At 48.9% G+C, this 21,107-nt stretch carries 23 protein-coding genes; 7 read left to right on the forward strand and 16 right to left on the reverse strand.

From position 1 onward, the window contains the following. Positions 1-49 precede the first annotated feature (49 nt). The 3 genes from NSQ37_RS01095 to NSQ37_RS01105 are packed head-to-tail and all read left to right on the forward strand — an operon-like array spanning position 50 to position 3,676. Positions 50-1,492, forward strand: coding sequence for a spore germination protein (locus NSQ37_RS01095; RefSeq protein WP_012118404.1), 1,443 nt, complete (start codon positions 50-52; stop codon positions 1,490-1,492). Next, the gene (locus tag NSQ37_RS01100; protein ID WP_025285244.1) at positions 1,467-2,567 is read left to right on the forward strand and encodes a spore germination protein; all 1,101 of its coding nucleotides are present in this window, start codon (positions 1,467-1,469) and stop codon (positions 2,565-2,567) included. Before NSQ37_RS01095 ends, NSQ37_RS01100 begins: the two co-directional genes overlap by 26 nt. After that, positions 2,564-3,676, forward strand: a complete 1,113-nt coding sequence (locus tag NSQ37_RS01105; RefSeq protein WP_012118406.1) for a Ger(x)C family spore germination protein — start codon at positions 2,564-2,566, stop codon at positions 3,674-3,676. Before NSQ37_RS01100 ends, NSQ37_RS01105 begins: the two co-directional genes overlap by 4 nt. A 42-nt stretch (positions 3,677-3,718) precedes the next feature. On the opposite strand, the gene NSQ37_RS01110 is transcribed toward NSQ37_RS01105, so the two are convergent. From NSQ37_RS01110 to NSQ37_RS01160, 11 genes are all read right to left on the reverse strand, one after another. Beyond that, positions 3,719-4,351, reverse strand: a complete 633-nt coding sequence (locus NSQ37_RS01110) for a response regulator transcription factor (RefSeq protein ID WP_012118407.1) — start codon at positions 4,349-4,351, stop codon at positions 3,719-3,721. Continuing rightward, positions 4,329-5,411, reverse strand: coding sequence for a two-component system sensor histidine kinase LiaS (gene liaS / locus NSQ37_RS01115; RefSeq protein WP_003151796.1), 1,083 nt, complete (start codon positions 5,409-5,411; stop codon positions 4,329-4,331). Before liaS ends, NSQ37_RS01110 begins: the two co-directional genes overlap by 23 nt. Beyond that, positions 5,408-6,139, reverse strand: coding sequence for a cell wall-active antibiotics response protein LiaF (liaF, locus tag NSQ37_RS01120; protein WP_341123075.1), 732 nt, complete (start codon positions 6,137-6,139; stop codon positions 5,408-5,410). Before liaF ends, liaS begins: the two co-directional genes overlap by 4 nt. A gap of 26 nt (positions 6,140-6,165) precedes the next feature. After that, positions 6,166-7,035 carry a LiaG family protein gene (gene liaG / locus NSQ37_RS01125; RefSeq protein ID WP_341123076.1) on the reverse strand — a complete coding sequence of 290 codons (870 nt, stop codon included), beginning with the start codon at positions 7,033-7,035 and terminating at the stop codon, positions 6,166-6,168. 105 nt (positions 7,036-7,140) lie between these two features. Further along, positions 7,141-7,818 (reverse strand): stress responsive protein LiaH, encoded by a 678-nt coding sequence (gene liaH / locus NSQ37_RS01130; RefSeq protein ID WP_007410057.1) that lies wholly within the window; start codon positions 7,816-7,818, stop codon positions 7,141-7,143. Between the two features lie 13 nt (positions 7,819-7,831). Beyond that, positions 7,832-8,212 (reverse strand): protein liaI, encoded by a 381-nt coding sequence (locus tag NSQ37_RS01135; protein WP_007410056.1) that lies wholly within the window; start codon positions 8,210-8,212, stop codon positions 7,832-7,834. 166 nt (positions 8,213-8,378) lie between these two features. Then, the gene (locus NSQ37_RS01140) at positions 8,379-9,647 is read right to left on the reverse strand and encodes an MFS transporter (RefSeq protein WP_007410055.1); all 1,269 of its coding nucleotides are present in this window, start codon (positions 9,645-9,647) and stop codon (positions 8,379-8,381) included. A 164-nt stretch (positions 9,648-9,811) separates the two neighbouring features. Next, the gene (locus NSQ37_RS01145) at positions 9,812-10,381 is read right to left on the reverse strand and encodes a cob(I)yrinic acid a,c-diamide adenosyltransferase (RefSeq protein WP_007613687.1); all 570 of its coding nucleotides are present in this window, start codon (positions 10,379-10,381) and stop codon (positions 9,812-9,814) included. Continuing rightward, on the reverse strand, positions 10,378-11,604 hold the full coding sequence (locus tag NSQ37_RS01150) for an ABC transporter ATP-binding protein (protein ID WP_341123077.1): 1,227 nt from the start codon (positions 11,602-11,604) through the stop codon (positions 10,378-10,380). Before NSQ37_RS01150 ends, NSQ37_RS01145 begins: the two co-directional genes overlap by 4 nt. Then, positions 11,601-12,647 carry a FecCD family ABC transporter permease gene (locus tag NSQ37_RS01155; protein WP_341123078.1) on the reverse strand — a complete coding sequence of 349 codons (1,047 nt, stop codon included), beginning with the start codon at positions 12,645-12,647 and terminating at the stop codon, positions 11,601-11,603. Before NSQ37_RS01155 ends, NSQ37_RS01150 begins: the two co-directional genes overlap by 4 nt. Continuing rightward, a complete protein-coding gene (locus NSQ37_RS01160; RefSeq protein ID WP_082998484.1) occupies positions 12,610-13,554 on the reverse strand; it encodes an ABC transporter substrate-binding protein in 945 nt (314 codons plus the stop codon). Before NSQ37_RS01160 ends, NSQ37_RS01155 begins: the two co-directional genes overlap by 38 nt. Positions 13,555-13,741: 187 nt before the next feature. Between NSQ37_RS01160 and NSQ37_RS01165 the strand changes: the two genes are divergently transcribed. Then, positions 13,742-14,533, forward strand: coding sequence for an SDR family NAD(P)-dependent oxidoreductase (locus NSQ37_RS01165; RefSeq protein WP_160223267.1), 792 nt, complete (start codon positions 13,742-13,744; stop codon positions 14,531-14,533). A 51-nt stretch (positions 14,534-14,584) separates the two neighbouring features. On the opposite strand, the gene NSQ37_RS01170 is transcribed toward NSQ37_RS01165, so the two are convergent. The 5 genes from NSQ37_RS01170 to NSQ37_RS01190 all read right to left on the reverse strand — a co-directional run bounded on the left by NSQ37_RS01170 (position 14,585) and on the right by NSQ37_RS01190 (position 18,928). Continuing rightward, on the reverse strand, positions 14,585-15,463 hold the full coding sequence (locus NSQ37_RS01170; RefSeq protein ID WP_138092918.1) for an SMP-30/gluconolactonase/LRE family protein: 879 nt from the start codon (positions 15,461-15,463) through the stop codon (positions 14,585-14,587). A gap of 63 nt (positions 15,464-15,526) precedes the next feature. Continuing rightward, positions 15,527-17,269, reverse strand: coding sequence for a HAMP domain-containing sensor histidine kinase (locus NSQ37_RS01175; protein ID WP_015240563.1), 1,743 nt, complete (start codon positions 17,267-17,269; stop codon positions 15,527-15,529). Beyond that, a complete protein-coding gene (locus tag NSQ37_RS01180) occupies positions 17,266-17,985 on the reverse strand; it encodes a response regulator transcription factor (RefSeq protein ID WP_003151779.1) in 720 nt (239 codons plus the stop codon). The genes NSQ37_RS01175 and NSQ37_RS01180 overlap by 4 nt, the downstream gene beginning before the upstream one ends. Positions 17,986-18,158: 173 nt before the next feature. Beyond that, positions 18,159-18,395 carry a sigma-O factor regulator RsoA gene (gene rsoA / locus NSQ37_RS01185; protein WP_003151778.1) on the reverse strand — a complete coding sequence of 79 codons (237 nt, stop codon included), beginning with the start codon at positions 18,393-18,395 and terminating at the stop codon, positions 18,159-18,161. Further along, positions 18,392-18,928: a sigma-70 family RNA polymerase sigma factor gene (locus tag NSQ37_RS01190; RefSeq protein WP_087920805.1), complete on the reverse strand. Its 537-nt coding sequence runs from the start codon at positions 18,926-18,928 to the stop codon at positions 18,392-18,394. Before NSQ37_RS01190 ends, rsoA begins: the two co-directional genes overlap by 4 nt. 242 nt (positions 18,929-19,170) lie before the next feature. On the opposite strand from NSQ37_RS01190, the gene NSQ37_RS01195 reads away from it, so the two are divergent. The 3 genes from NSQ37_RS01195 (at position 19,171) to NSQ37_RS01205 (ending at position 21,093) form a co-directional block, all read left to right on the forward strand. Then, entirely contained in the window at positions 19,171-19,326 is a 156-nt protein-coding gene (locus NSQ37_RS01195) for a YvrJ family protein (RefSeq protein WP_341123082.1), read from the forward strand. A gap of 117 nt (positions 19,327-19,443) precedes the next feature. After that, complete coding sequence (locus tag NSQ37_RS01200; protein ID WP_069007335.1) at positions 19,444-20,604, forward strand: oxalate decarboxylase family bicupin; 1,161 nt, start codon at positions 19,444-19,446, stop codon at positions 20,602-20,604. Between the two features lie 66 nt (positions 20,605-20,670). Beyond that, positions 20,671-21,093, forward strand: coding sequence for a regulatory YrvL family protein (locus NSQ37_RS01205; protein ID WP_218791363.1), 423 nt, complete (start codon positions 20,671-20,673; stop codon positions 21,091-21,093). Positions 21,094-21,107 lie beyond the last annotated feature (14 nt).

Consider the following 21,107-nt stretch of genomic DNA (forward strand, 5'->3'; position numbering starts at 1 on the left):
AACAGGAAAAGATAACCTCAATTAAGGATTGGAAGGCGGGTGACTGTCGATGGCGCAATCGGAATTCAAGGAATACATACACGTTAATCTGGCACTGGTGCTTCCCCACGTAGAGCAGAATGATGACCTGGTTCAAAATAAAAAGATGCTTCCGAACGGGCTTGTTTTTTATTATATGTATCTGAGTGAAATGAACGACGAAGACAAAATAAAAGAGGCGATTGAAACGCTGCTTCAGGAGGAAGACACTCTGACGCTGGATACGGTGACGAAACGTCTTGATAAGATCGACGCCCGTCCCGTCTTTACGTCGAAGGAAGCCGTCATCTCCATTCTGCGGGGAAAATGCGCCGTGTTTATTAACGGACTTGACAGCGTATACATTTTGTCCACGGGAAAAAGAGAAAAAAGAAGCGTGAATGAACCCACATCCGAAAAGGTCGTAAGAGGTCCGAAAATCGCCTTCATAGAAGATTCTGACACAAACGTCGCCATGATCAGGCAGCGCACGAACCATCCGAAGCTGAAAACGAAAAAGGTTCCGATCGGAGAAAATAAGTTAAAATACGCCACGGTCATGTACATAGATGATAAGGCGGACCCGTCTGTCGTCAGCGATGTTGTAAAGCGCCTCAGCGAAGTGAAGATGGACGACATCCAGGATTCCGGAACGCTTGAGGAGCTTATTGAGGATAATAAGTATTCGCCCTTTCCGCAAATACAAAATACGGAACGGCCTGATAAAGTCTCTTCCGCCTTGTTCAACGGCCGCGTCGCCATCCTTGTCGACAACTCGCCGTTTGCGCTGGTGGTTCCGGCTTCTTTAGGAATTTTAATGCAGTCTCCCGATGATTATTATGAACGGTGGATTTCCGCCTCGCTCATCCGGGTGCTGCGGTTTACGTCTATTTTTATTACGCTGTTTTTTTCGTCCATTTATATCGCCCTCGTTTCGTTTCACCAAGGGCTGCTGCCGACATCGCTTGCAGTCACCATCGCGGCGAACAGAGAAAACGTTCCCTTCCCGCCTATCATTGAAGCGATGGTAATGGAAATTACGATAGAGCTGCTGAGAGAAGCGGGCTTGAGGCTTCCCAGCCCGCTCGGCCAGACGATCGGATTGGTGGGCGGAGTCGTCATCGGCCAGGCGGCCGTTGAAGCGAATATTGTCAGCTCCATCATGGTCATCGTGGTCAGCATTGTCGCGCTCGCTTCATTTACGGTGCCGCAGTACGGGATGGGTCTGTCGTTCCGTGTGCTCCGTTTCATTTCGATGTTTACCGCGGCAGCTTTCGGGCTGTACGGCATGATTTTATTTATGCTGGCGATCTACACTCATTTATCGAGACAGCGAAGCTTCGGTTCTCCGTATTTCTCGCCGAATGGATTTTTCAGCTTAAAAAACGCAAACGACTCTATTCTCCGTCTCCCTATTAAAAATCAACCAAAAGAGGCGAAAAACGTAAATGAGCCAGAAAACAACTCACAATAAGCTTACAAGCTATCAAGGGACAGCATTGATTTCAAACACGATGCTCGGCGCGGGACTCCTCACCATGCCGCGGGCGCTTTCATCAAGGGCAAATTCGCCGGACGGCTGGATCGCGTTATGTCTGGAAGGCGTCATCTTTATCTTTTTGATTTATCTCAATACGCTCATTATGAAAAAGCATCAGTACGGATCATTATTTGATTATATGAATGAAGGACTCGGCAAATGGGCGGGAAATATCGTCAATCTTATGATCTGTCTCTATTTTATAGGAGTCGCCAGCTTCGAAGCCCGGGCGATGGCGGAAATGGTCAAGTTCTTTTTATTGGAAAGAACGCCCGTGCCGGTCACGCTGTTTATCTTTATCGCCTGTTCCGTTTATTTAATTATCGGCGGCATGAGCGATATCGGCAGGCTTTTTCCTTTCTATTTAACGATTACGATCATTATTTTGCTGGTGGTGTTTTCTTTCAGCTTTAAAATATTTGATCTCGATAACCTGCGGCCGGTGCTCGGGCAGGGGTTTTCTCCCGTTATGGCTTCCTTGACCGTCGTTTCTGTTTCCTTCTTGGGAATTGAGATTATGCTGTTTCTCCCCGAGTACCTCAAAAATAAAAAGCACACATTCCGCGTGTCGGCCATGGGCTTTGGCATCCCGATTATTTTATACATCATTACCTACGTTCTCGTCGTCGGCGCCTTAACCACCCAAGATGTCAAAACAATGATCTGGCCTACGATCGCGCTCTTTCAATCATTTGAAATCAAAGGGCTTTTTATCGAAAGGTTCGAGTCCTTTTTGCTTGTTGTCTGGATCATCCAGTTTTTCGCCACCTATGTATCATACGGATATTTCGCGACTTCAGCTCTTAATAAAATTTTCGGGCTGAAGCAGAAAAAGGGCGTCATCTTCGTAGGCATCGCGACATTCCTCGGATCATTGATGCCAAAAGACGCTAACAAGCTGATGCTGTTCAGTGATATTCTCGGCTATATCTTCTTGGTTTTCTTTTTGCTGCCTTTACTGATGTTTGGAGTCGTCGCTGTGAAAAGGAAGGTGAAAAAAGCGCAATGAAGACATACATCGTAATCATCCTTTGCACATTGCTTTTGGCCGGCTGCTGGGACAGCCGCAATTTAGAAGACTTGAGCCTCGTAATCGGAGTCGGGCTCGATAAACCCGAGGAAGAAAACGTGGAAGTGACACAGCAGATTCTGGTTCCGCAAAAAGCAAGTTCCCAGCAGTCGTCGTCAGGCAATACGACAAAGGTGACTTCCACTCCCGGGGAAACCGTCCATCAAGCTTTAAGGACGGCATCGTTAAAAAATCACCCCGCATTCTCCCAGCACTTGCGCATCATGCTGTTTTCCGAAGCGCTGTTAAAGGATCACATCCCGCTTGACGCATTGATGAACCAATTTATCAGGGACAACGGTACGAGAAGAAGCTGCAATGTGATGACGGTGCCGGATAAAACGAAAGATATTTTCAAAATCAGTGACCAGGGAGAACCTGCGTCAAATACGATCTATGACTTAACGGAGAATAATTCGGTCACCATCCGGATGATGGCGCCCGTGACATTGGGGGAAATATCAGAGAAAATCGCCAAGGGCGAGACCTTTGCCCTTCCTCAAGTGCGCCAAGTGGGCAGCAGACTGGAAATCTGGGGCGCTACCATTATTAAAAATAAATTCTGGTATGCGAATTTAACGCCTTTACAAGTCCAGAATATGAACCTGTTCACAGGCACGGTAAAGGGAGGCGTCACGTTTGCAAAGCATGACAATCATTATTTATCCTTCGAAGTATTTTCCAGCAAATATAATGTAAAAACAAAATATAAAAATGGAAAATTCAAGTTTATCGTAACCCGGTTTGTTGAAGGCCGTCTGTCTGAGGATTGGAACCCTAAAGAAGATTCTTTCAAGGAGTCCTATATAAATGAAATCAAAAACGCGGTAAAACGCAGCATTCATTCAGATGTCATGGCATTCATTGATTACATGCAGCATGAGTTGAAAGTGGATATTACCGGGTTAGGCGATCAAGTCCGGATTCATTATCCCGATAAATGGAAAAAGATATCCTCTGACTGGGATCATCACTTCAGTGAATCGGATATTGAATACAAAGTCAAAGTCGCCATCAGGGATTTCGGAACAAAGGGAATGTCCCAATGACCCCGTCCCTCGGGAGAGTGTGCTGGCGCCGCTCTCCTTTTCTTATGTCACGAGATGATTGCGGTGGGCATATACGGCTGCCTGCGTGCGGTCACTGACATCAAGCTTTGACAATATATTCGTAATGTGGGTTTTCACCGTTTTAATCGTAATGAACAGCTCTTCACCAATCTCTTTATTCGTCTTGCCTTCCGCGACGAGACAGAGGATTTCCAGTTCTCTTTTTGTCAGCGTTTCATGCGGAAGCTGATTCTCTGAATGGCGCAGCCTTGACAGCACTTTTCCAGCCACCTTCGATTCAAGCTTCGGTTCGCCCTTGGCAGCCGCTCTGATGGCTTCGGCTATTTCTGCCGCCTTGGACGTTTTCAGCAAATAGCTGAGCGCTCCCGCTTCGATCACCGGATACACTTTGTCGTCATCAATAAAGCTCGTCAGCACGATGATTTTCGGGTCATTGAGTGTCGCGCAGATCTGTTTTGTCGCTTCGATGCCGTCCATGCCGTCCATGACAAGGTCCATTAAAATCACATCCGGCAAAAGCTCTGCGGCCAGATCGACGCCCTGCTGCCCGTCTGATGCTTCACCGGCGACTTCAATGTCCGGCTGTGCTTCTAAAAACGCGGCCAGACCCATCCTGACCATTTCATGATCATCAATCAGTAACACTCGAATCACTGTCGTTCTCTCCTTTTGTTTTCTGATAAATCGGGACTTTCACGTCGATCTGCGTGCCTTTTCCCTTTACGGAGATAATTTCCGCTATGCCGCCGATTTCACTCGCTCTTTCCTTGATGGAATGCAGGCCGTATGAGGATGCTTTCACTTGATCCATCGTAAAACCCGCCCCGTTATCAATGACTTTAAGCTGAAGTTTTTGATGTTTCGCGCCGAGCCTGACGGTGACCTTGGTCGCCTTTGAATGTCTGAAAACGTTGGAAAGCGCCTCCTGCACGATGCGGAACAGATGGTCTTCAACGCCTTTTGACACACCCGTATCGCTGATGTCCCACTCAATATCCAGCGGCTGCTTCGCTTTGAACTCTTTTAACAGCTCAATCAGCCCTTCTTTTAAGCCTTTTCCTTCTAAAGTGACGGGCCGCAAATGCAACAGCAGCGCTCTCATCTCGTTTTGCGCTTCCCCCGCCATATGTTCAACCATGCGAATCCGTTTGACGATTTTGTCATCCGCATCTTTCACCTGCTCTAAGACGGCGGATGTCATCATAGAAATGGCAAAGAGCTGCTGGCTGACGGCATCGTGCAGATCGCGCGCCAGCCGCTGGCGTTCTTCAGTGATGACTGATTTTTTCATTTGATCCTGCCATTCCGCCCGCTCGTTGGAGAGCTTTTGCAGCGATGTGACCTGGAGCTCGACCCGCTTGGCCATTTCGTTGAGCTGGTCTGCCGCCAGACCGATTTCATCATCGCCGAGCGGCGGCACCCGATAAGCAAAATTGCCGTTTTCAAATTTCAAAACCGCTTCAATCAGTGTATCCATTCTTGTTTTAAGGCGGCCGCCATATACATAACCGGAAATCAACCCCGCCGAAAGAGACGCCAGAAGCAGGATCACCACAAACGGAATACCGAACCAGCCGGAAGAAAACAGCAGCATCGGGTCAAGCCCGTAATACAGCAGCATCAGCGTAATAAACACCGCGCAAAGGAGCAGACTGAGTCCCGCGGTCATCCGCATGGCACGCCACTGAATATTGGCGAGTAATTTTTTCCTCATAAATACTTCACATCCACATCGCCGATGAATAACGAAATTGAAATTTTAATCCGCCGCGGCGAGTCGCCGTACTCAGACGATACTTTATACAGATTCGGGCTCATGCCGCTTTTCTTAGAGCCGAGCAGGTTCATATCGCCGATAAAAGCCGATGAACTGACGGACACTTCGATATCCGGCGGGATGTACACATCGACATTGCCGATGACACCGCTGATGGTCATCGTGCTTTCTCCTTCGGGAATCATCGCTTTTGACAAATCAATTTTCACATCGCCGATGAATCCGGAAACATTTAAATCATTCAGCTCAAACGGGTCCTTCATCATCCGGAGCTCGCCGATAAAAAAGCTGCGGAGGTCCGGCTGTCTGCTTTCCGTCTGGGCGGAAGGCTTTGGCTGCTCTTCTTTTTCAAGATTGATTTTCTTCTCTTTATGTTCATACACGCGCTTTCCTTTCAGGAGCCTGTAGCCCGCGTATATGAGAAAGGCGGCGAAGGCATAGCCGAACAGGTTAAAGGTGGCGCTGAACAGGTTCCTCAAAAATAAAAAAGCGGCGAAGATATACAGGACGGAGCCGAGCCAGCCGCGGGAATATTTATTAAAAATATAACCTGTGATCAGAAAAAAGAGCGGCCAAAACAAGAAGTCGCCGATGCCGATAATACGCAAAAACATGCTGATGCCTAATAAGGCGATGATAAGTCCGAGAATCTGTTTTTTTGCCATCAGCTGCTTGCCCCTCCTTTCCTTGACTATTGCAGTGCAATATTGCCGCTCGTCACTTTTATATCAATCGGCCTGGCGCCGCTGCCTTTCATGCCGGTAAATGCCCCGCCTTCCTTACTCGTTTTCTCAAAGGAATAAGACGGCCGGATCCTTCCGCTTGCCGTCTCGGCGTTCACCGTAAAACTTCCGTCTTTCGGCAGGCTGATCGCTGCGCTGCCGCTCGCAAGCCTGACGGATACGGGAGCATCCGCCGTCTCAAGCGAGGCATCGACACTGCCGGAAGCGACCCGCACGTCAAGGGCGCCCGCCACATGTTGAAGCCCGACATGCCCCGAGGATAAACGGACAGCCCCCGTTTTTGCCGCAAGGCCTGCTGCTGTGAGATTGCCCGACAGCCCCTTCGCTTCAAACACATCCGTCTTCACGTGCTTCAGCGACATGTTCCCGCTTACAGAACGGACGCCGAGGTGCGCAAGAGACAGCCCCTTGTTTCCGTCGACGGCAATGCTGCCGCTTGATGTATGGACGGTGATGTCCCGATGATAATCATACGGAATGCGGACAATCAGCAGAGGGCGCTGAAAGAGATTCAGAAATTGGAACCCTTTCTCCTTCGCTTTAAGATTGAGGGTCTTTCCCCTGCTTTGGACAAACATTTTCCCCGCCGGTCCCGTCATGTTTGCCGCGATATCATTCCGCGCTTCCGCGATGATTTTTACATCCGTCTGTTCCGATGAAACCGACAGGCTGTTGACGGCACGCGGCGGTATGCTTGCCGATTCCGCTTCTGTTTCGTACAGCGGAAAAAAACGCCCGGCAAACACTTCTTTCACCAAAAACAGACAGCAGATCAGAACGGACGCCGCCATCAGTCTTTTGGCAATCTTACGCTTCATTACGTTCCATCCTTTTTCATTCATTTTATTATAAAGGAAAAGCCGGAGAATTGATACGTGCGTATAGGGAAGAGGCGTAAACGCGCCGATCTTCCCTTGTGCACATTATTCATGAGCCGCTTTTTGACGCTCTGTTTTTTCCAGAGAAAGCGAGCGCATTTTTTCAATCTCAGCTTCCACCTCGTCTGAATATTGGGAGCGGCTGTATTCTGTGTTCGCCTCAGCTGAAGTGCCGTATTTGACGCGGACTTCCATTTCTTCAATGCGGCTTTCCATTCGAAGGAACTCTCTGTAGGCGCTTTCGCTGTCAATTTTGTCGAAAGAAGCGTTCATATGTTCCTTCGCATTTGCCGCGTTCGCGCGGGCGATGAGCGCCTGTTTTTTATCCTTTACGTCGCGGAGGCGCGTTTCTAAAGTTTCCAGCTGCTCTTTCAGCTCTGCCAGCTGTGTTTTCGCCTGCTCATACGCTTTTTCATGTTCGGCCGCTTTTCCCTCAAGGTATTTCATTTCAGTCAGCGCCTTTTTCGCCAGCTCCTCTTCCCCGGCGTCAAAAGCAAGCTGAGCTTGGTTTTTCCGTTTTGCCGCCGTTTCGGAGGCATCTTCCTGTTTTTTCTTAAACTGATGGACGATCGTATGCTGTTTGACAATCGTTTGTTTCGCTTTAGCGATGTCACTTTCCATATCACGCACATATTGATTCAGCATGACTTTCGGATTTTCTAATTTATCAAGCCCTTCGTTAACAGATGCGACGAACATATTTCTTATTCTTTTTAAGACCATTTTGTCTTCCTCCTTATTTTTTCTTCAGAAATTCTTCCCATTCAGAGTCAAATCCGGATTGATAGCCCGGTGATGCCGCTTCCGGTTCATACTGGCGGGAAGCGGTATCTGAGCCGCCCTGCTTCATCATCTTCCACCCGAAATACACCATGGCGCCGGCCAGTCCGATCGCAACGATAAATGGAAGCGAACCGACGAGAATCATAGCTCCGATGACGCCCGCGATGATACCCGATACCGCCCGGCCTTTTGAAAAACGTTTGATTCCCCAGTAAAGCATCAGGCCTCCGATCGCCAGCGGTATGATAAATGCGAAATGGCCTCCTCCGAAAAAGACAGAAAGTCCGAACACAATCAGCAGAAAGCCGCCTGCCGTTTTACCATTTATATTCATGCAGATCCTCCTTTCGTTTTCCTTGTCTTTACTATAAACAAATCCCGCGGCCGGCAAAACGAGTCAGAGATTGATTTTCATATCAGACCGGAGTCGTATAAGCCCCCGGACCTTCGCATAAAAAAACGCCGCTGCACCGGACGGCGCAGGGCGTTTCACGAAAAATCTATATTCTGATACTCGCTTCTTTTTCCCTGATGAGATCTGAGCGTTCGGCTTTGGCCAGCTTCGTAAAGAACAATATTCCGAGACCGGACAGGACTTCAACGAGACCGCCGGCGGCAATGACTTTTCCGGGACCGAAGGCGTTAGCCGCGTATCCGCAAAGAACCGCGCCGAGCGGAATGGATATGTTTGAGATCATATGGATGACGGCATAGACTTGCGGCTGGTCATCATGGTCCACAGATGTCTGAATAATCGTATATTCCGGCACATTAATAGCGCTGACGGCAGATCCGAACGCAAATGCGGCGAGGAAGACGAGCGGCAGAAAAGTGTTGAGGCCGGTGATGAAAAATGCCGCTCCTTCTATGATTCCCGCTGACACAAACAGGAGACCGTATTTGTTCACCTTCACCTTAGCCAAAATAAAACCCATTAAAAAGGCTCCGCCCGTGCCTGTCGCTTTCAAAAGCGAGTAGATGATCGGCGGCATGTTTAAATCTTCGGCGACATAAACGGCAGAGAGCGCCTCCCACGGAGCGGCCGCAAAATTCATGAAGATACAATAGATGGCGAGCGGGTATAAAATCTGGTGTTTCCTGACAAGAACGAAACCCCGTTTGAGCCTTCCGAAATACGTCCCGCGCTGTCTGACGGCGACTGTATCCTGTTTGGCATGCTGGACTTGGTATGACATAAAGAGTACGAGAAAACCTGATAGAAGATAGAATATAAGAGCGATAAACAAAGAATAAGCGGGACTGATAAATGTTAAGAACACCCCGCTCAGCGTAATGGCGGCAAGCCTGACGATCTGGCCTGATGACTGGATGACCGCATTCGCTTTCTGCAGGCTGTTTTCTCTGACAATATTGGGGATTAATGAGATAGATGCAGGATTATAAGCGGCTCCCGTGGCTGAATGCACAATCATGAGAAGCATGACAAACCACAAAGGAGAAAAACCGTTAAAGTAACAGACCGGAATGATCAACACGACCGCCGCGCGCGTGAGGTCGGAGAAATACATCCAGAATTTCAGCGTATGCTGCTTCATAAAAGGCCCGGTAATCGGCGCCAGCATCGCCTCCGGAAGGAACGTGACCGCAATGAGCAGGGACGTGCCGATCGCGCCTTCCCCGTCAAAAATCAAAAACCACAGAATGGAATTAAAGGCAAAACCGTCGCCTGACAATTTAACCAGCCTTGAGATAAACAGAAGGGTGAAATTTTTATTCCAGATGCTCTCGCTCTTATTATATGTATCCATCTATCAAATCCCCCATTATTTTACAATGTTTCTTATAATATCTCATTTTTTAATTTTTCAGTCAATAATGCATAAGATACATTTTCCTCCTGTCAATAAAGGTTCAATTGATGGATATCTCTATAAAAAAACAGCCGGCTTGCTGATGCCGGCTGAACAAAACGTTATTCATCATCACGGAATACCGCGGCGCTTCTTTCATATTCTATATCCTGAACGCCCTGTCTTGCGTTAACTGCTCTTGCCGCCGCGAAAAAATAATCAGACAGGCGGTTCAAGTAACGCATCACTGTATCGTTTATCTCTTCTGTTTTGCCGAGTTTCACGACGAGACGCTCAGCCCGTCTCGTGACGGTCCGCGCGATGTGAAGCTGAGCAGCCGCCTTATGCCCGCCCGGAAGAATAAATTTCTCAAGCGGGGGCGCTTCAGCCGTGTAACGGTCTATGCAGTCTTCCAATGCGGAAATAGATGTCTCTCTTAATGTATAGCTTCTATGTTCAGTGACCGTCGCCAAGTCGCCGCCGCAGTCAAACAGCTCATGCTGAATGTTTCGGAGTTCGGCTTTCACATCACCGCAATTCTCACAATCATCAAGCTCCGCAAGCGCAAGCCCGATAAAGCTGTTCAGCTCATCAATCGTCCCGTAGCTTTCAACCCGCAGACTGTCTTTATCCGTTCTGCCGCCGATCAGGCTTGTCTGTCCTTTATCGCCGGTTTTCGTATACAGCTTCATCGTTGTATTCCTCCTTCTTCCGCCGCTTTTACACATGCCGCGGTTCCTCTTCTGACGGCTCTTTCCGCGTGAGGGACGTCCATCGCCTCTCCTGTCTGCAAGGCACAAATGACAATGTCGCCTTTTGCCTGTCTGCCGGAAAGAGCCTGCATTCTCGCTTCAGTCGCTGCCGTTAACAGCCGTACAAATCCCTGTTCCGATAAACGTCCGCTGATCAGCACCCAAACGGTAAGCTGCGCAGTCACGGCAATTGTGACCGAATCAAACGTACGGCAGATCAAACCAGCGGCCGCTGAGCTGGAAAGCCGGCAGCTCCACGAAAAGCCCGGGCCGTCAGATGCGGTTGACAACATTCTGAACGGCCGTTCTGTATGAAGCGTTACGGTATTTCCGCTTTTGTTTATCAGAGAGGCGAACGGAACGTTGACAGGCTCTCTTTCCTCCTGCGCTTCCGGCATGAAAGCGATCAGCGGTTTCGGCGACGATTGCTGGGCAACAGCGCTGACGGTGATGCCGTAAATGTCTTCAATCGTCTCTTTTTTCAAAGCCTGATCCGGCGTCTGCTTCGGAAAAGCGCGTCCGTCTTTCATCATCAGGAGCTGATCACAATATTGGCCTGCGGCGTTTAGGTCGTGAAAAATACTGATGACCGTCAGGCCTCTTTCTCTCGTCAGCCGCTTCACCGTATCAAGCAGGTCTTTCTGATATTTGAGATCAAGAAAGGTCGTCGGCTCATCCAGACACAGTACCTCAGGCTGCTGAGCCAGCGCCTGCGCCAGAAAGACGCGCTGCCGCTCCCCGCCGCTCAGATTGCGGACGGATTGCTGCGCATATCGGTCGATGCCCGTCATTTCCATCGCTTCCCGGACAATGTCTTCGTCATGTTGATCCATCTGTCTGAAGAGTCCTTTTTGATACGGGTATCTGCCGAAAGACACTGTTTCCTTAACGGTAAATGTAAAAGCCTGCTCCGTATGCTGCGGCAAAACGGCCATGATTTTCGCAAGTTCCCGCGGCTTGTATCCGCCGACGGGCCTGCCTGCTACGAGCGCCTCGCCTTTTGACGGAGAGAGCATTCCCGTCAGCAATTTCAACAGCGTTGTTTTTCCCGAGCCGTTCGGACCGAGTATGCCGACAAATTCACCTTTTCCGGCGGTAAAGCTGACATCTTCCACAATCATCCGGCCTCCGTACCCGCCGGACAGGCTGCTCACCCTGATCATAAGCGTTTCCCTCCATGATGCTGGCGAAGCACAATCAAGGCAAACACAGGCGCTCCCGCCAAAGCCGTCATAATGCCGATCGGCAATTCGACAGGCTCAATGACGGTGCGGGAAAACAAATCCGCCAAAATGAGAAACCCGGCGCCCGTCAATGCTGACAGCGGCAGTAAATGGCGATGATCCGTCCCCCACAAAAGCCGTGTCACGTGGGGAATGACAAGGCCGACAAATCCGATCGTCCCCGAGACGGCAACCGCTCCTCCCGTCAGCAGAGATCCGGCGGCGATCATCAGCCATTTTCTTTTTCCCGTACTGACGCCTAACAGCCTTGCCTTTTCTTCTCCATAAGTCATAATGTTTAATTCTCTGCCATTGATAAGCAGAAGCGCCGTCCCGGCCAGAAAAAAAGGCAGAAACAGCGCGACATAGCCCCAGCCCCTCATTGACACGCTTCCTAACAGCCAGCGGACAATCGGGAGCAGATCATTGCCCGTTAAAGCGATCACAAGCGAAATAAGAGCCCCGAGAAAAGAATTCATGATGATGCCTGTCAAAATGAGCGTCGAAACCGACATCGACGCATGAACGAGGCGGCTGAAAAACAGAACCGCCGCCATGACCGCAATGGCTGCGGCGATGCTGACAACCGGTAGTGTGAACCGGCCGATGACGGGAATCTGAATGCCGAAAAACAAGGTGATAACGGCTCCCGCCGAGGCTCCCGAAGATACCCCGAGTGTATAAGGGTCGGCGAGCGGATTTTTCAGAAGTCCCTGAAACGCCGCTCCCGCAATGGATAACGCGGCTCCGACAAGGGCAGCCAGAACGACTCTCGGCAGGCGGATATTCATCATAATATTTACATTCATAGGGTCAGCCGAGGATGTCCGGCCGATCCCGATCCAAAAAACGTCGGATAAAGGAATATGCAGACTGCCGATTGAAATGCCGAGTGCCGTACAAACGGCTAAAAACAGCAGGCTGACCGTGTAGGCCAGCGGGCGGTTACTTTTTAAACGTTTCAGGATAAACGCTTTCTGCAAGCTTCTCGACCCCTTTGACAAGGCGCGGGCCTGAGCGTGTGACAAGGTCGGGATCAACAGAATAGACATTGTGGTGTTTGACCGCATTGACGGCACCCCAGCCGGCGCGTTTTTCCACTTCAGCGGCCTTTACGCCGTCTGTCGTAATGATGACGTCCGGATTCATTTTGACAATCGCTTCATCCGTAAGCTGAACCCAGCCGGTCTGGCTGCCGGCGGCGTTTTTCGCGTGTATATCTTCAAGCATTTCGTTCATAAACGTGCCTTTCCCCGTCGTGTAGCCGTCAGGAGACACTTCGACGAATACTTTCTTTTCGTCTTTTTCAGAAATGGCCGCCGCTTTCTTTTCTATGCCGGAAAGGTCGGATTTCATCGATTTGATCAGCTTATCCGCCTGCTTTTCTTTGCCGGCCGCTTTCCCGATCATGCTGATAGATTTGTACACGTCTTGGAACGATTGCGCATCATTGACCGTTAAGACGGTGATGCCCGCATCTTTCAGTTGCTTCATCGCATCGGCGGAAGCGGACATAGAGGACGCGTGGGCAAGCACGAGATCCGGCTTCAGCGCGATGACTTTTTCAGCGTTCACATTCATATCTCCGACTTTCGGTTTTTTTACCGCTTCTTTCGGATATGTATCATTTGTCGTGACGCCTGCGACCTTATCTCCCAGTCCGAGCGCGTATGTAATTTCCGTATTGCTCGGCATGAGGGAAACGATTTTTTCCGGTGCCTGCTTTATGGTTACTTTTTCGTTCGCGGCATCCTTAATGGTTACCGGGAATGCTTCGGTTGAGACGGCTTTTTGTTTGGCCGCGCTTCCTTCTTCCTGTGCGCCGGAACAGCCGGCGATCACAAGGGCGGTGACCAAGAGCGCCGCCCAGACGGCAGTGATCTTCTTCATTCTTTTAACTCCCCCTGATTATGGTAAACGATTGTCTCTTTGACATTCGTATCCTTTTTTCGCAGTAATTATACTATAAGTCTTTAAGGCTTGTATATCCGGCCTTTTTGCATGAAAGCAAATTGTTCGTACACACTAAAATTCATCATGTATACTGTTACACAATGGTGTGAAAAGGAGGATTATTATGGAATTACAGCTTGAACGAAAGCTCGTGTTGATTACAGGATCAACCTCAGGCATCGGAAAAGCTGCGGCAAAAAGCTTTTTAGCCGAAGGCGCCGAGGTGATTATAAACGGAAGAAAAAAAGAAACTGTGGAACAGACGGTTGAGGAGCTTTCCGCTTACGGAACGGTTCACGGCATCGCTGCGGATTTATCGCGTCAGGATGAGGCGGATGACTTGATAAAGCGCGCCGGCGGAATCGGGGAAGTCGATATTCTCGTCAATAATCTCGGTTTTTTTGAAGTAAAGGACTTCACTGAGGTGTCTGATGACGAATGGACTCGGTATTTTGAAGTGAATGTTATGAGCGCCGTGCGCCTGTGCCGGCGTTTTCTGCCGCAAATGCTCGAGAGAAACAGCGGACGGATTCTGAACATCTCCAGTGAAGCCGGTGTCAAACCGCTTGCGCAAATGATTCCGTATTCAATGACGAAAACGGCGTTAATCAGCTTGTCCCGGGGAATGGCGGAAATGACGAAAGGCACAAATGTCACGGTCAACTCCGTGCTGCCGGGACCGACATGGACCGAAGGCGTCGCTTCTTACATGGAAGGAGCCGCAAAGGCTGCCGGAGAAGACACAGACAGCTTCGTCCGGGATTATTTTAAAGTGAATGAACCGACATCATTGATTCAGCGCTATGCAACCCCGGAAGAAGTCGCCAATACGATTGTATTTCTCGCTTCATCAGCGGCTTCTGCCATTAATGGCACCGCACAGCGGGTTGAAGGCGGCATCATCCGCTCCATTTAACACAAAAAAGCCCGGCACAATGGGGACTTCCCCATATGCCAGGGCTTTTTTTTACATCATGCCTGCAAACGGAACCGGCTCCCAGCCGCCCGTCTCAAGCTCTGCTGAAAACAGGCCGCCCGCATGCGGCTGCTCAAGTCTTTCGGCTTCCGTCAATTTTTCCGTCGCGGTCGTAATGTATAACGTGTTCAAGTCTCTGCCTCCGAACGCGCAGCAGGTGACGTATTTCGCCGGAACTTCGATAGATGCAATTTCCTTATGCAAAAACGGGTCAATCCGGACGGCACGGCCGCCTCCGAACAGAGCCACCCACAGCATTCCGTCACGGTCAATGGTCATTCCGTCGGGAGATCCTTGCGACTTTGGAAAGCGGTAGACCGTTTTCGGATCTGATACGGCTCCGGTTTCAGGATCGTATGCATAACAGACGATTTCCTGCGTCGGAGTGTCGATATAGTACATCAAGTTTCGGTCCCGATCCCAATCCAAACCGTTCGAGGTGGAGACCTGGTCTTTTATTTTGGCAAGGCTGCCGTCCGTATTCAGACGGTACAGCGAAGCCTCCTCTTCTTTGCCTTCCATGCTCGTCGTTCCCGCCCATAATCTGCCGGACGGGTCGCATTTTGCGTCATTGAAACGGATATCTTCCCGCATATCTTTCGGCTGCTTCATCTTCGTCAATGTGTCTTCCCGAAGATTGTACAGGTAAAAACCGTCTTTCATCGTCATCACCAGCTCTTCCTTTGAATACAAGGCCAGAGCCGTGACAAATGATTTGAATTTAACGGAACGGTTGATTCCGTCAGCCGGAGTGAAGATATGCAGCTGGCTGCCCAGTATATCCACCCAGTACAGGCATTGCTTGTCCTTGTCCCATAAAGGGCCTTCTCCGATAACTGCTCTCGTATCTGCTCGTAATGCTGCTTCCATGTGTGAACACCTCTTTTGCTTGTCAGTCTTCTATTGTTATTCCCGACAAAGCGGCGTCCAAACTCAATCTTTTTTAAAAAGAATCGTAATCACCGTTCCGGCGCTGATTCTGCTGTTGACATGGATGGTTCCGTTATGAAGGTGAACCAGCTCCTTGGCAATGGCGAGCCCGAGTCCCGTTCCTTCTGACGGGCCTTTCGTATTCGTTCCCCGGTAATAACGGTTAAACAGCTGGTGAATCGTTTCGTCGTCCATTCCTCTTCCGTTATCTTTCACCTTCAGAATGAGCTGTTCGGCTGATTCCTCAAGCACGACCCGAATGGCGGTCCCTTTCTTATTATGCTTAACCGCGTTTGCCAGCAGATTCTCCAGAATACGGCGGAACCACGCTTCATCAATGGCGAAAAGAATGTCTTCCTTTTTGGTTTCAAAGGCGATGTCATATCCTTCCGAGAACGTGTTTTTCGTGAAATCGTTCGTGACGTTTCTGATAAACGGCACGACGTTGATCAGCCGCCGTTCGATCGGGAGGGCCGCGTTTTTGAGACGGTATGTTAAGTTTAAGTCCTCAATCAGCTTGGACATATATTCTGATTTTTCCCGGACGATCTGCCCCATTTCTTTGACTTCTTCCGGGGTCCAGTCGTATTGCTTCGATTCAAGCATCATGCTGTAGCCGTAAATCGTGCTCAGCGGGGTTTTTAAGTCATGGCTCAGCCCGGCGATCCATTCTTCCCTTGTCGCCTGGATTTTTTCTCTGTTTTTCTTATCCCGCTTCAGCGTGTCGGTCAGCTGATCCATCGATTCGAAAATCTCGGCGAAAAAGCGGAACGGCTGCTTTGTTTTGCCTTTTTTGTTTTTGCTGACCGGCTGTCCTTTGCGGTTCTTCGGCTCTTCAAGCCGGCCCTTTGATAAATTGACGAGCCATTTGATGGTATGAAACAGCGGCCAGCCGAAACGGAAAGAGTACCAGATGGTCAGGATGCAGATCATAAATACTAAGATTCCGATCAAGAGGAAGAGGGTTTTCATCACATTTCTCAAAAATGATTTGTTAAACTCGTGATCGGGGATGTACACGGGGTTCGGCACCGACGCGACCATCCATTTCGTTTTATCGAGTCTTTTAAAAGAAATTTCCCGTTTGTAATTCCACGGCTTGGAACTGTATTTCAGCAATTCAAGCTCATTGACGGTGTTCCGTTCTTTTTTCGTGCTGTTGATATCCCCGAGCAGTCTGCCGCTGTCTTCGAGAAGGTAGACCGCCCCTTTTTCCCGTTTAATATAATCAACCGTGCTCTTTTTATATTGAGAAAGGGAAGCGAGGGATGGCTCCTGTGATTCGATGTAAGTGAGAAGCTGCTCACTGGCGGATTTCCAGCCGAACAGAATCAAATAGGTCTCATCATTTATCGTGACCGTCCAGTAATTCAGCTTGTAGTTGTCAAAATTCCGGTACTGGTAAATGGATAAGAGATCTTTTCTGCTGTAATGGCTCGGGACGTCTTTCGGCACTCTGTACGCGTAGTCCGTTTTTTCATTATCATTAATGATCTGCAGCCAGCCCTTCTGCTTTCGGACCGACATCTTTAAAAACTCATCGACATCCCATGTGCCGTCTTCATTTTTATCAAGCCACGCTTCAAACGAGTCTGCCGTCGCTTTGGTCAGTCCCGCATTGGCTTCCGCTTCGCTGAAACGCCAATCCAAATAGAAGAAAGAAGCGACGGCCAAAACGGACATCAGCAGGATGACAAGCAGCAGCTGTCCGAAAAAGTGGAGCAGAAATTTCCCGCGCATTCTCATGAGCGGGTTCCTTTTTCTCCTTGATCGGGAATAAACCGATAACCGAGGCCGCGCACCGTTACAATATAAGACGGATTGCTGGGGTCTTTTTCAATTTTTTCTCTGAGCTTGCGGATATGCACCATGACGGTGTTGTTGTCGCCGTAAGACGGATATCCCCATACTTTTTCATAGATCTGATCTTTTGAGAGCACCACATCAGGGTGTTCACAGAAATATTGAAGCAATTGCAGAAGCTGTGCGGAGCAGCTGACGGGCTCGCCCCCGACGATCAGCTCGGCGTTTTGCGGTGAATAGGAAAAATGACTGTATGAATACGTCTTTACCGCCGTTTTCTCTTCGCGCTTATAGGTTCTCTTTAACGTCGCTCTGATCCGCGCCGCCAATTCGAGCGGATTAAACGGCTTTGTTATATAATCGTCAGCTCCCAATGCAAATCCTGACAGCTTATCCGCATCAGAAGAACGGGCGGTCAGAAAAAAGATCGGAGCGTCGGTATAGTTCCGGATTTCGGTGCATGCTTCAAAACCGGACATGCCTTCCATCATCACATCCAGCACGAGCAGATCCGCGGTTTCATGTTTAACAAACTCGATCGCTTCCTCAGCGCTTCCGGCTGTCTTAATGTTGTGATAGCCTTCTTTGACGAGAACGCGTTTGACCATATCAACGATCGCCTTCTCATCGTCTACAATTAAAATTGACGCATTTTCCACCTTGGACGTTCCTTTCTCTTTGTTTTTTTCATCATATCATTATATGGATAAGATTTGGTACTTTTTTAGTGCGGAGGTCTTGCGGGGAAACAGAAAAGAAAAACGAGACCGGACATCTCTTCTCGTTTTTCTCATGTTGTCAGAGCGGAATATCCATCATTCCGCCGCTTTTGTCAGGAGCTTTCATTTATAAGATGAAGAATAAATTCCCAAAAACCCGGCACTTCCTGGCATAACAGCATGTCCGCTTTTTCAACTATTTTAATCTTCAATTCTTGTTCAAGATCTTCTCTTTCCTGGTATGATGTATTGCTCAGTTTTTTTTTTATCATTGGCGAAAAACGCGAAATCAAAAGTTCCATTTCGTCGGTATCTGTGTTCTCTTTGTTGAAGTCAAATGGCCCGTTCACTGCTTATTTTCCCCCTTTTTTTGCTTGTCCAGCTGCTTTCTGAGATTATCGAGCCCTTTTTTATGAATATTGGAAATGTTCTGCCGTGATTCACCCAGCGACTCGGCAATCTCCTTCATCGTCGCTCCGTGAAGATAAATATTCGTCAGCACGCTTTTTTGTTTATCGGTTAACGTCTGAAGCGCTTCGTATAAATCACGGTTTTGGACATGCTGGCTCAAATCCCCCTGCTTCCGCAGAAACTCTTCATACGCGTCTTTTCCCATTTCATAGGGAAGCGCTTCACCTCCTTCCGGCTGGTCCACCGTCAGCGGATAGCGCTTCTGATTTTTACGGATGCGCTTGTCAAAATCGATGGAGAAAATCCGGATCATAGAGTTCATATATTTGATGATCCGGATTTCCTTATAAAACTGTTTAAAATGGTCGTCCAGTGATTTTGCATCCTTCTCGTCTGAATGTTCCAGCACATTTTTAAATTTCTCGTAATGCTTTGGGTCACTTAAAAAATGTTTAACGATCGGATGTTTCATAATTTCCTTGCATTTTGACCGTAAAAGAACTTGATAGTCCATAAAACCGCCCCCTATTTAAATTAAATGAAAGAAAGCAAAAAAAAGTAAACTACTCCTTTCCGACTAAGATTCCGCACTCCTTATGTCCCGGTTTTGCCGGAACAAAAAAAAGACCCTCAACTGCGATATCAGGTTTACAGGAGCCGCTCTTTCTTTCACTTATATACATGACTGCAGGTCAAGTCAGGAGGTGGCTGATAATGGATCAGGTTTTTATAGAAGAAGCGGTCAGACAGATCGGCAATCTCGGCTTTCCGGCTCTGATTGCCATGTGTCTTCTCACACGGTTTGAGAAGAAGTTTGACGCCCTGATCGAACTGATGACGGAACTGAAAGATCAGAAAATGAAAAATTAATTTTCACACGAAGTTGACTTTTCATCGGAACGCATCACTTAACAAAGCAGAAGGGAAAACGAAAGGCCTTTCACATTCTCTTTCTGAAAAAACAAAGCTTGAGAGGAGACGATTTACATGTCAAAAGAAAATAACTGCAATATCCCGCAGCCGATCAGAGGAGACAAAGGGGCGACCGTCACGATTCCGCGCAACCTTGAAAGAGACCGCCAAAATCCGGATATGCTGACGCCGCCGGAAACGGATCACGGCACAGTGAATAATATGAAATTCTCTTTCTCAGATGTGCACAACCGGCTGGAAAAGGGCGGATACGCGCGTGAGGTGACCGTTCGCGAGCTGCCGATCTCTGAAAATCTGGCATCTGTCAACATGCGTTTAAAACCGGGCGCCATCCGTGAGCTGCACTGGCATAAAGAAGCGGAATGGGCATATATGCTGACGGGCAAAGCGCGGGTCACGATTGTTGATGAACAGGGACGCAGTTTTATCGATGACGTGAAGGAAGGAGATCTGTGGTACTTCCCGTCAGGCCTGCCGCACTCCATTCAGGCGCTGAAAGAAGGCTGTGAATTCCTCTTGGTTTTTGATGACGGTTCTTTCTCAGAAAACAGCACATTCCAAGTGACTGACTGGCTTGCCCACACACCGCTTGATGTCATCGCCAGCAACTTCGGGGTTTCAGAAAAAGACCTCGCCGGCCTGCCCGGGAAAGAAAAATATATCTTTGAAGAGCCGGTTCCCGGGAAGCTGAAAGATGACATTGTGGAAGGCCCGAACGGTGAAGTGCCTTATCCGTTCACTTACCGCCTGCTGGATGAAGGCCCGACTGCTGAGACGGATGGCGGCAAAGTATATATCGCGGATTCCACAAACTTCAAAGTGTCCAAAACGATCGCTTCAGCGCTTGTCGTGGTCGAACCGGGCGCAATGAGAGAGCTGCACTGGCATCCGAACACGCATGAATGGCAGTATTATATTTCCGGTAAAGGGCGGATGACGGTTTTTGCATCGGACGGCCATGCAAGAACATTTAACTATCAGGCCGGGGATGTCGGTTACGTTCCGTTCGCAATGGGCCACTATGTGGAGAATTTGGGAGATGAGCCGCTCGTCTTCCTGGAAATCTTCAAGGATGACCACTATGCCGATGTGTCCCTGAACCAATGGCTTGCCATGCTTCCTGAGAAATTCGTCCAGCAGCATCTGGATCTGGGCAAAGACTTTACGGATATTCTTTCGAAAGAGAAACACCCTGTCGTCAAAAAGAAATGCTGAAGATACACACCGGCTTGCAGAGTTCCGTCTCTGCAAGTCTCCTCTGTGTGAAAAGGAGCTGAACAGATGATCAATCAAAACGGGACGAAAATGTTTTTTCTTCATGTGCTCCGGTATGCCCTGGCAGCCGCTGCCGTATTATTCGGGTATTTTATCGTGATGATGGCCGTATTTTCATTAGCCGGGACGAGCTACGGATCGATAGCGTACGTCCTGCTTTTTTCCGTGCTTTTTATTCTTCTCGGTTTATGTTTTGAACCGCTTGAGCGGCTGATGATACATAGCTTTACCTTTTTTGGGACGGGCAGGCTGCCTTTTCTCCTTTTAGCCAGCACCGTTCAGCTGCTGTTCCTCTGGATGACCGCGTATACGACGGATAAACTGATTGAAAAGATTTGGCTGTCAACGACGGAGGAGCTGATTGTGGCGGGGGTTTTTTTCGTTTTGGATAAATGCGTCTCCGGACAAAAGCAGCCCCGGGCGCAATAAAAAAACGCAGGCCG

Origin of the sequence: Bacillus sp. FSL P4-0334, assembly GCF_038004825.1 — a bacterium.
Classification (GTDB): Bacteria; Bacillota; Bacilli; order Bacillales; family Bacillaceae; genus Bacillus; species Bacillus velezensis.

What these genes read in the sequence shown, in the direction of transcription:
- NSQ37_RS01160 (WP_082998484.1), bottom strand. Translation starts at nt 13,554, where the DNA reads ATGAAGAAGATCACTGCCGTCTGGGCGGCGCTCTTGGTCACCGCCCTT.
- NSQ37_RS01165 (WP_160223267.1), top strand. Translation starts at nt 13,742, where the DNA reads ATGGAATTACAGCTTGAACGAAAGCTCGTGTTGATTACAGGATCAACC.
- NSQ37_RS01175 (WP_015240563.1), bottom strand. Translation starts at nt 17,269, where the DNA reads ATGAGAATGCGCGGGAAATTTCTGCTCCACTTTTTCGGACAGCTGCTG.
- NSQ37_RS01145 (WP_007613687.1), bottom strand. Translation starts at nt 10,381, where the DNA reads ATGAAGCTGTATACGAAAACCGGCGATAAAGGACAGACAAGCCTGATC.
- liaG (WP_341123076.1), bottom strand. Translation starts at nt 7,035, where the DNA reads ATGAAGCGTAAGATTGCCAAAAGACTGATGGCGGCGTCCGTTCTGATC.
- NSQ37_RS01140 (WP_007410055.1), bottom strand. Translation starts at nt 9,647, where the DNA reads ATGGATACATATAATAAGAGCGAGAGCATCTGGAATAAAAATTTCACC.
- liaF (WP_341123075.1), bottom strand. Translation starts at nt 6,139, where the DNA reads ATGGCAAAAAAACAGATTCTCGGACTTATCATCGCCTTATTAGGCATC.
- NSQ37_RS01200 (WP_069007335.1), top strand. Translation starts at nt 19,444, where the DNA reads ATGTCAAAAGAAAATAACTGCAATATCCCGCAGCCGATCAGAGGAGAC.
- NSQ37_RS01095 (WP_012118404.1), top strand. Translation starts at nt 50, where the DNA reads ATGGCGCAATCGGAATTCAAGGAATACATACACGTTAATCTGGCACTG.
- NSQ37_RS01190 (WP_087920805.1), bottom strand. Translation starts at nt 18,928, where the DNA reads ATGAAACATCCGATCGTTAAACATTTTTTAAGTGACCCAAAGCATTAC.
- NSQ37_RS01205 (WP_218791363.1), top strand. Translation starts at nt 20,671, where the DNA reads ATGATCAATCAAAACGGGACGAAAATGTTTTTTCTTCATGTGCTCCGG.
- NSQ37_RS01170 (WP_138092918.1), bottom strand. Translation starts at nt 15,463, where the DNA reads ATGGAAGCAGCATTACGAGCAGATACGAGAGCAGTTATCGGAGAAGGC.
- NSQ37_RS01150 (WP_341123077.1), bottom strand. Translation starts at nt 11,604, where the DNA reads ATGATCAGGGTGAGCAGCCTGTCCGGCGGGTACGGAGGCCGGATGATT.
- NSQ37_RS01100 (WP_025285244.1), top strand. Translation starts at nt 1,467, where the DNA reads ATGAGCCAGAAAACAACTCACAATAAGCTTACAAGCTATCAAGGGACA.
- NSQ37_RS01195 (WP_341123082.1), top strand. Translation starts at nt 19,171, where the DNA reads ATGGATCAGGTTTTTATAGAAGAAGCGGTCAGACAGATCGGCAATCTC.
- NSQ37_RS01135 (WP_007410056.1), bottom strand. Translation starts at nt 8,212, where the DNA reads ATGAATATAAATGGTAAAACGGCAGGCGGCTTTCTGCTGATTGTGTTC.
- liaH (WP_007410057.1), bottom strand. Translation starts at nt 7,818, where the DNA reads ATGGTCTTAAAAAGAATAAGAAATATGTTCGTCGCATCTGTTAACGAA.
- NSQ37_RS01105 (WP_012118406.1), top strand. Translation starts at nt 2,564, where the DNA reads ATGAAGACATACATCGTAATCATCCTTTGCACATTGCTTTTGGCCGGC.
- liaS (WP_003151796.1), bottom strand. Translation starts at nt 5,411, where the DNA reads ATGAGGAAAAAATTACTCGCCAATATTCAGTGGCGTGCCATGCGGATG.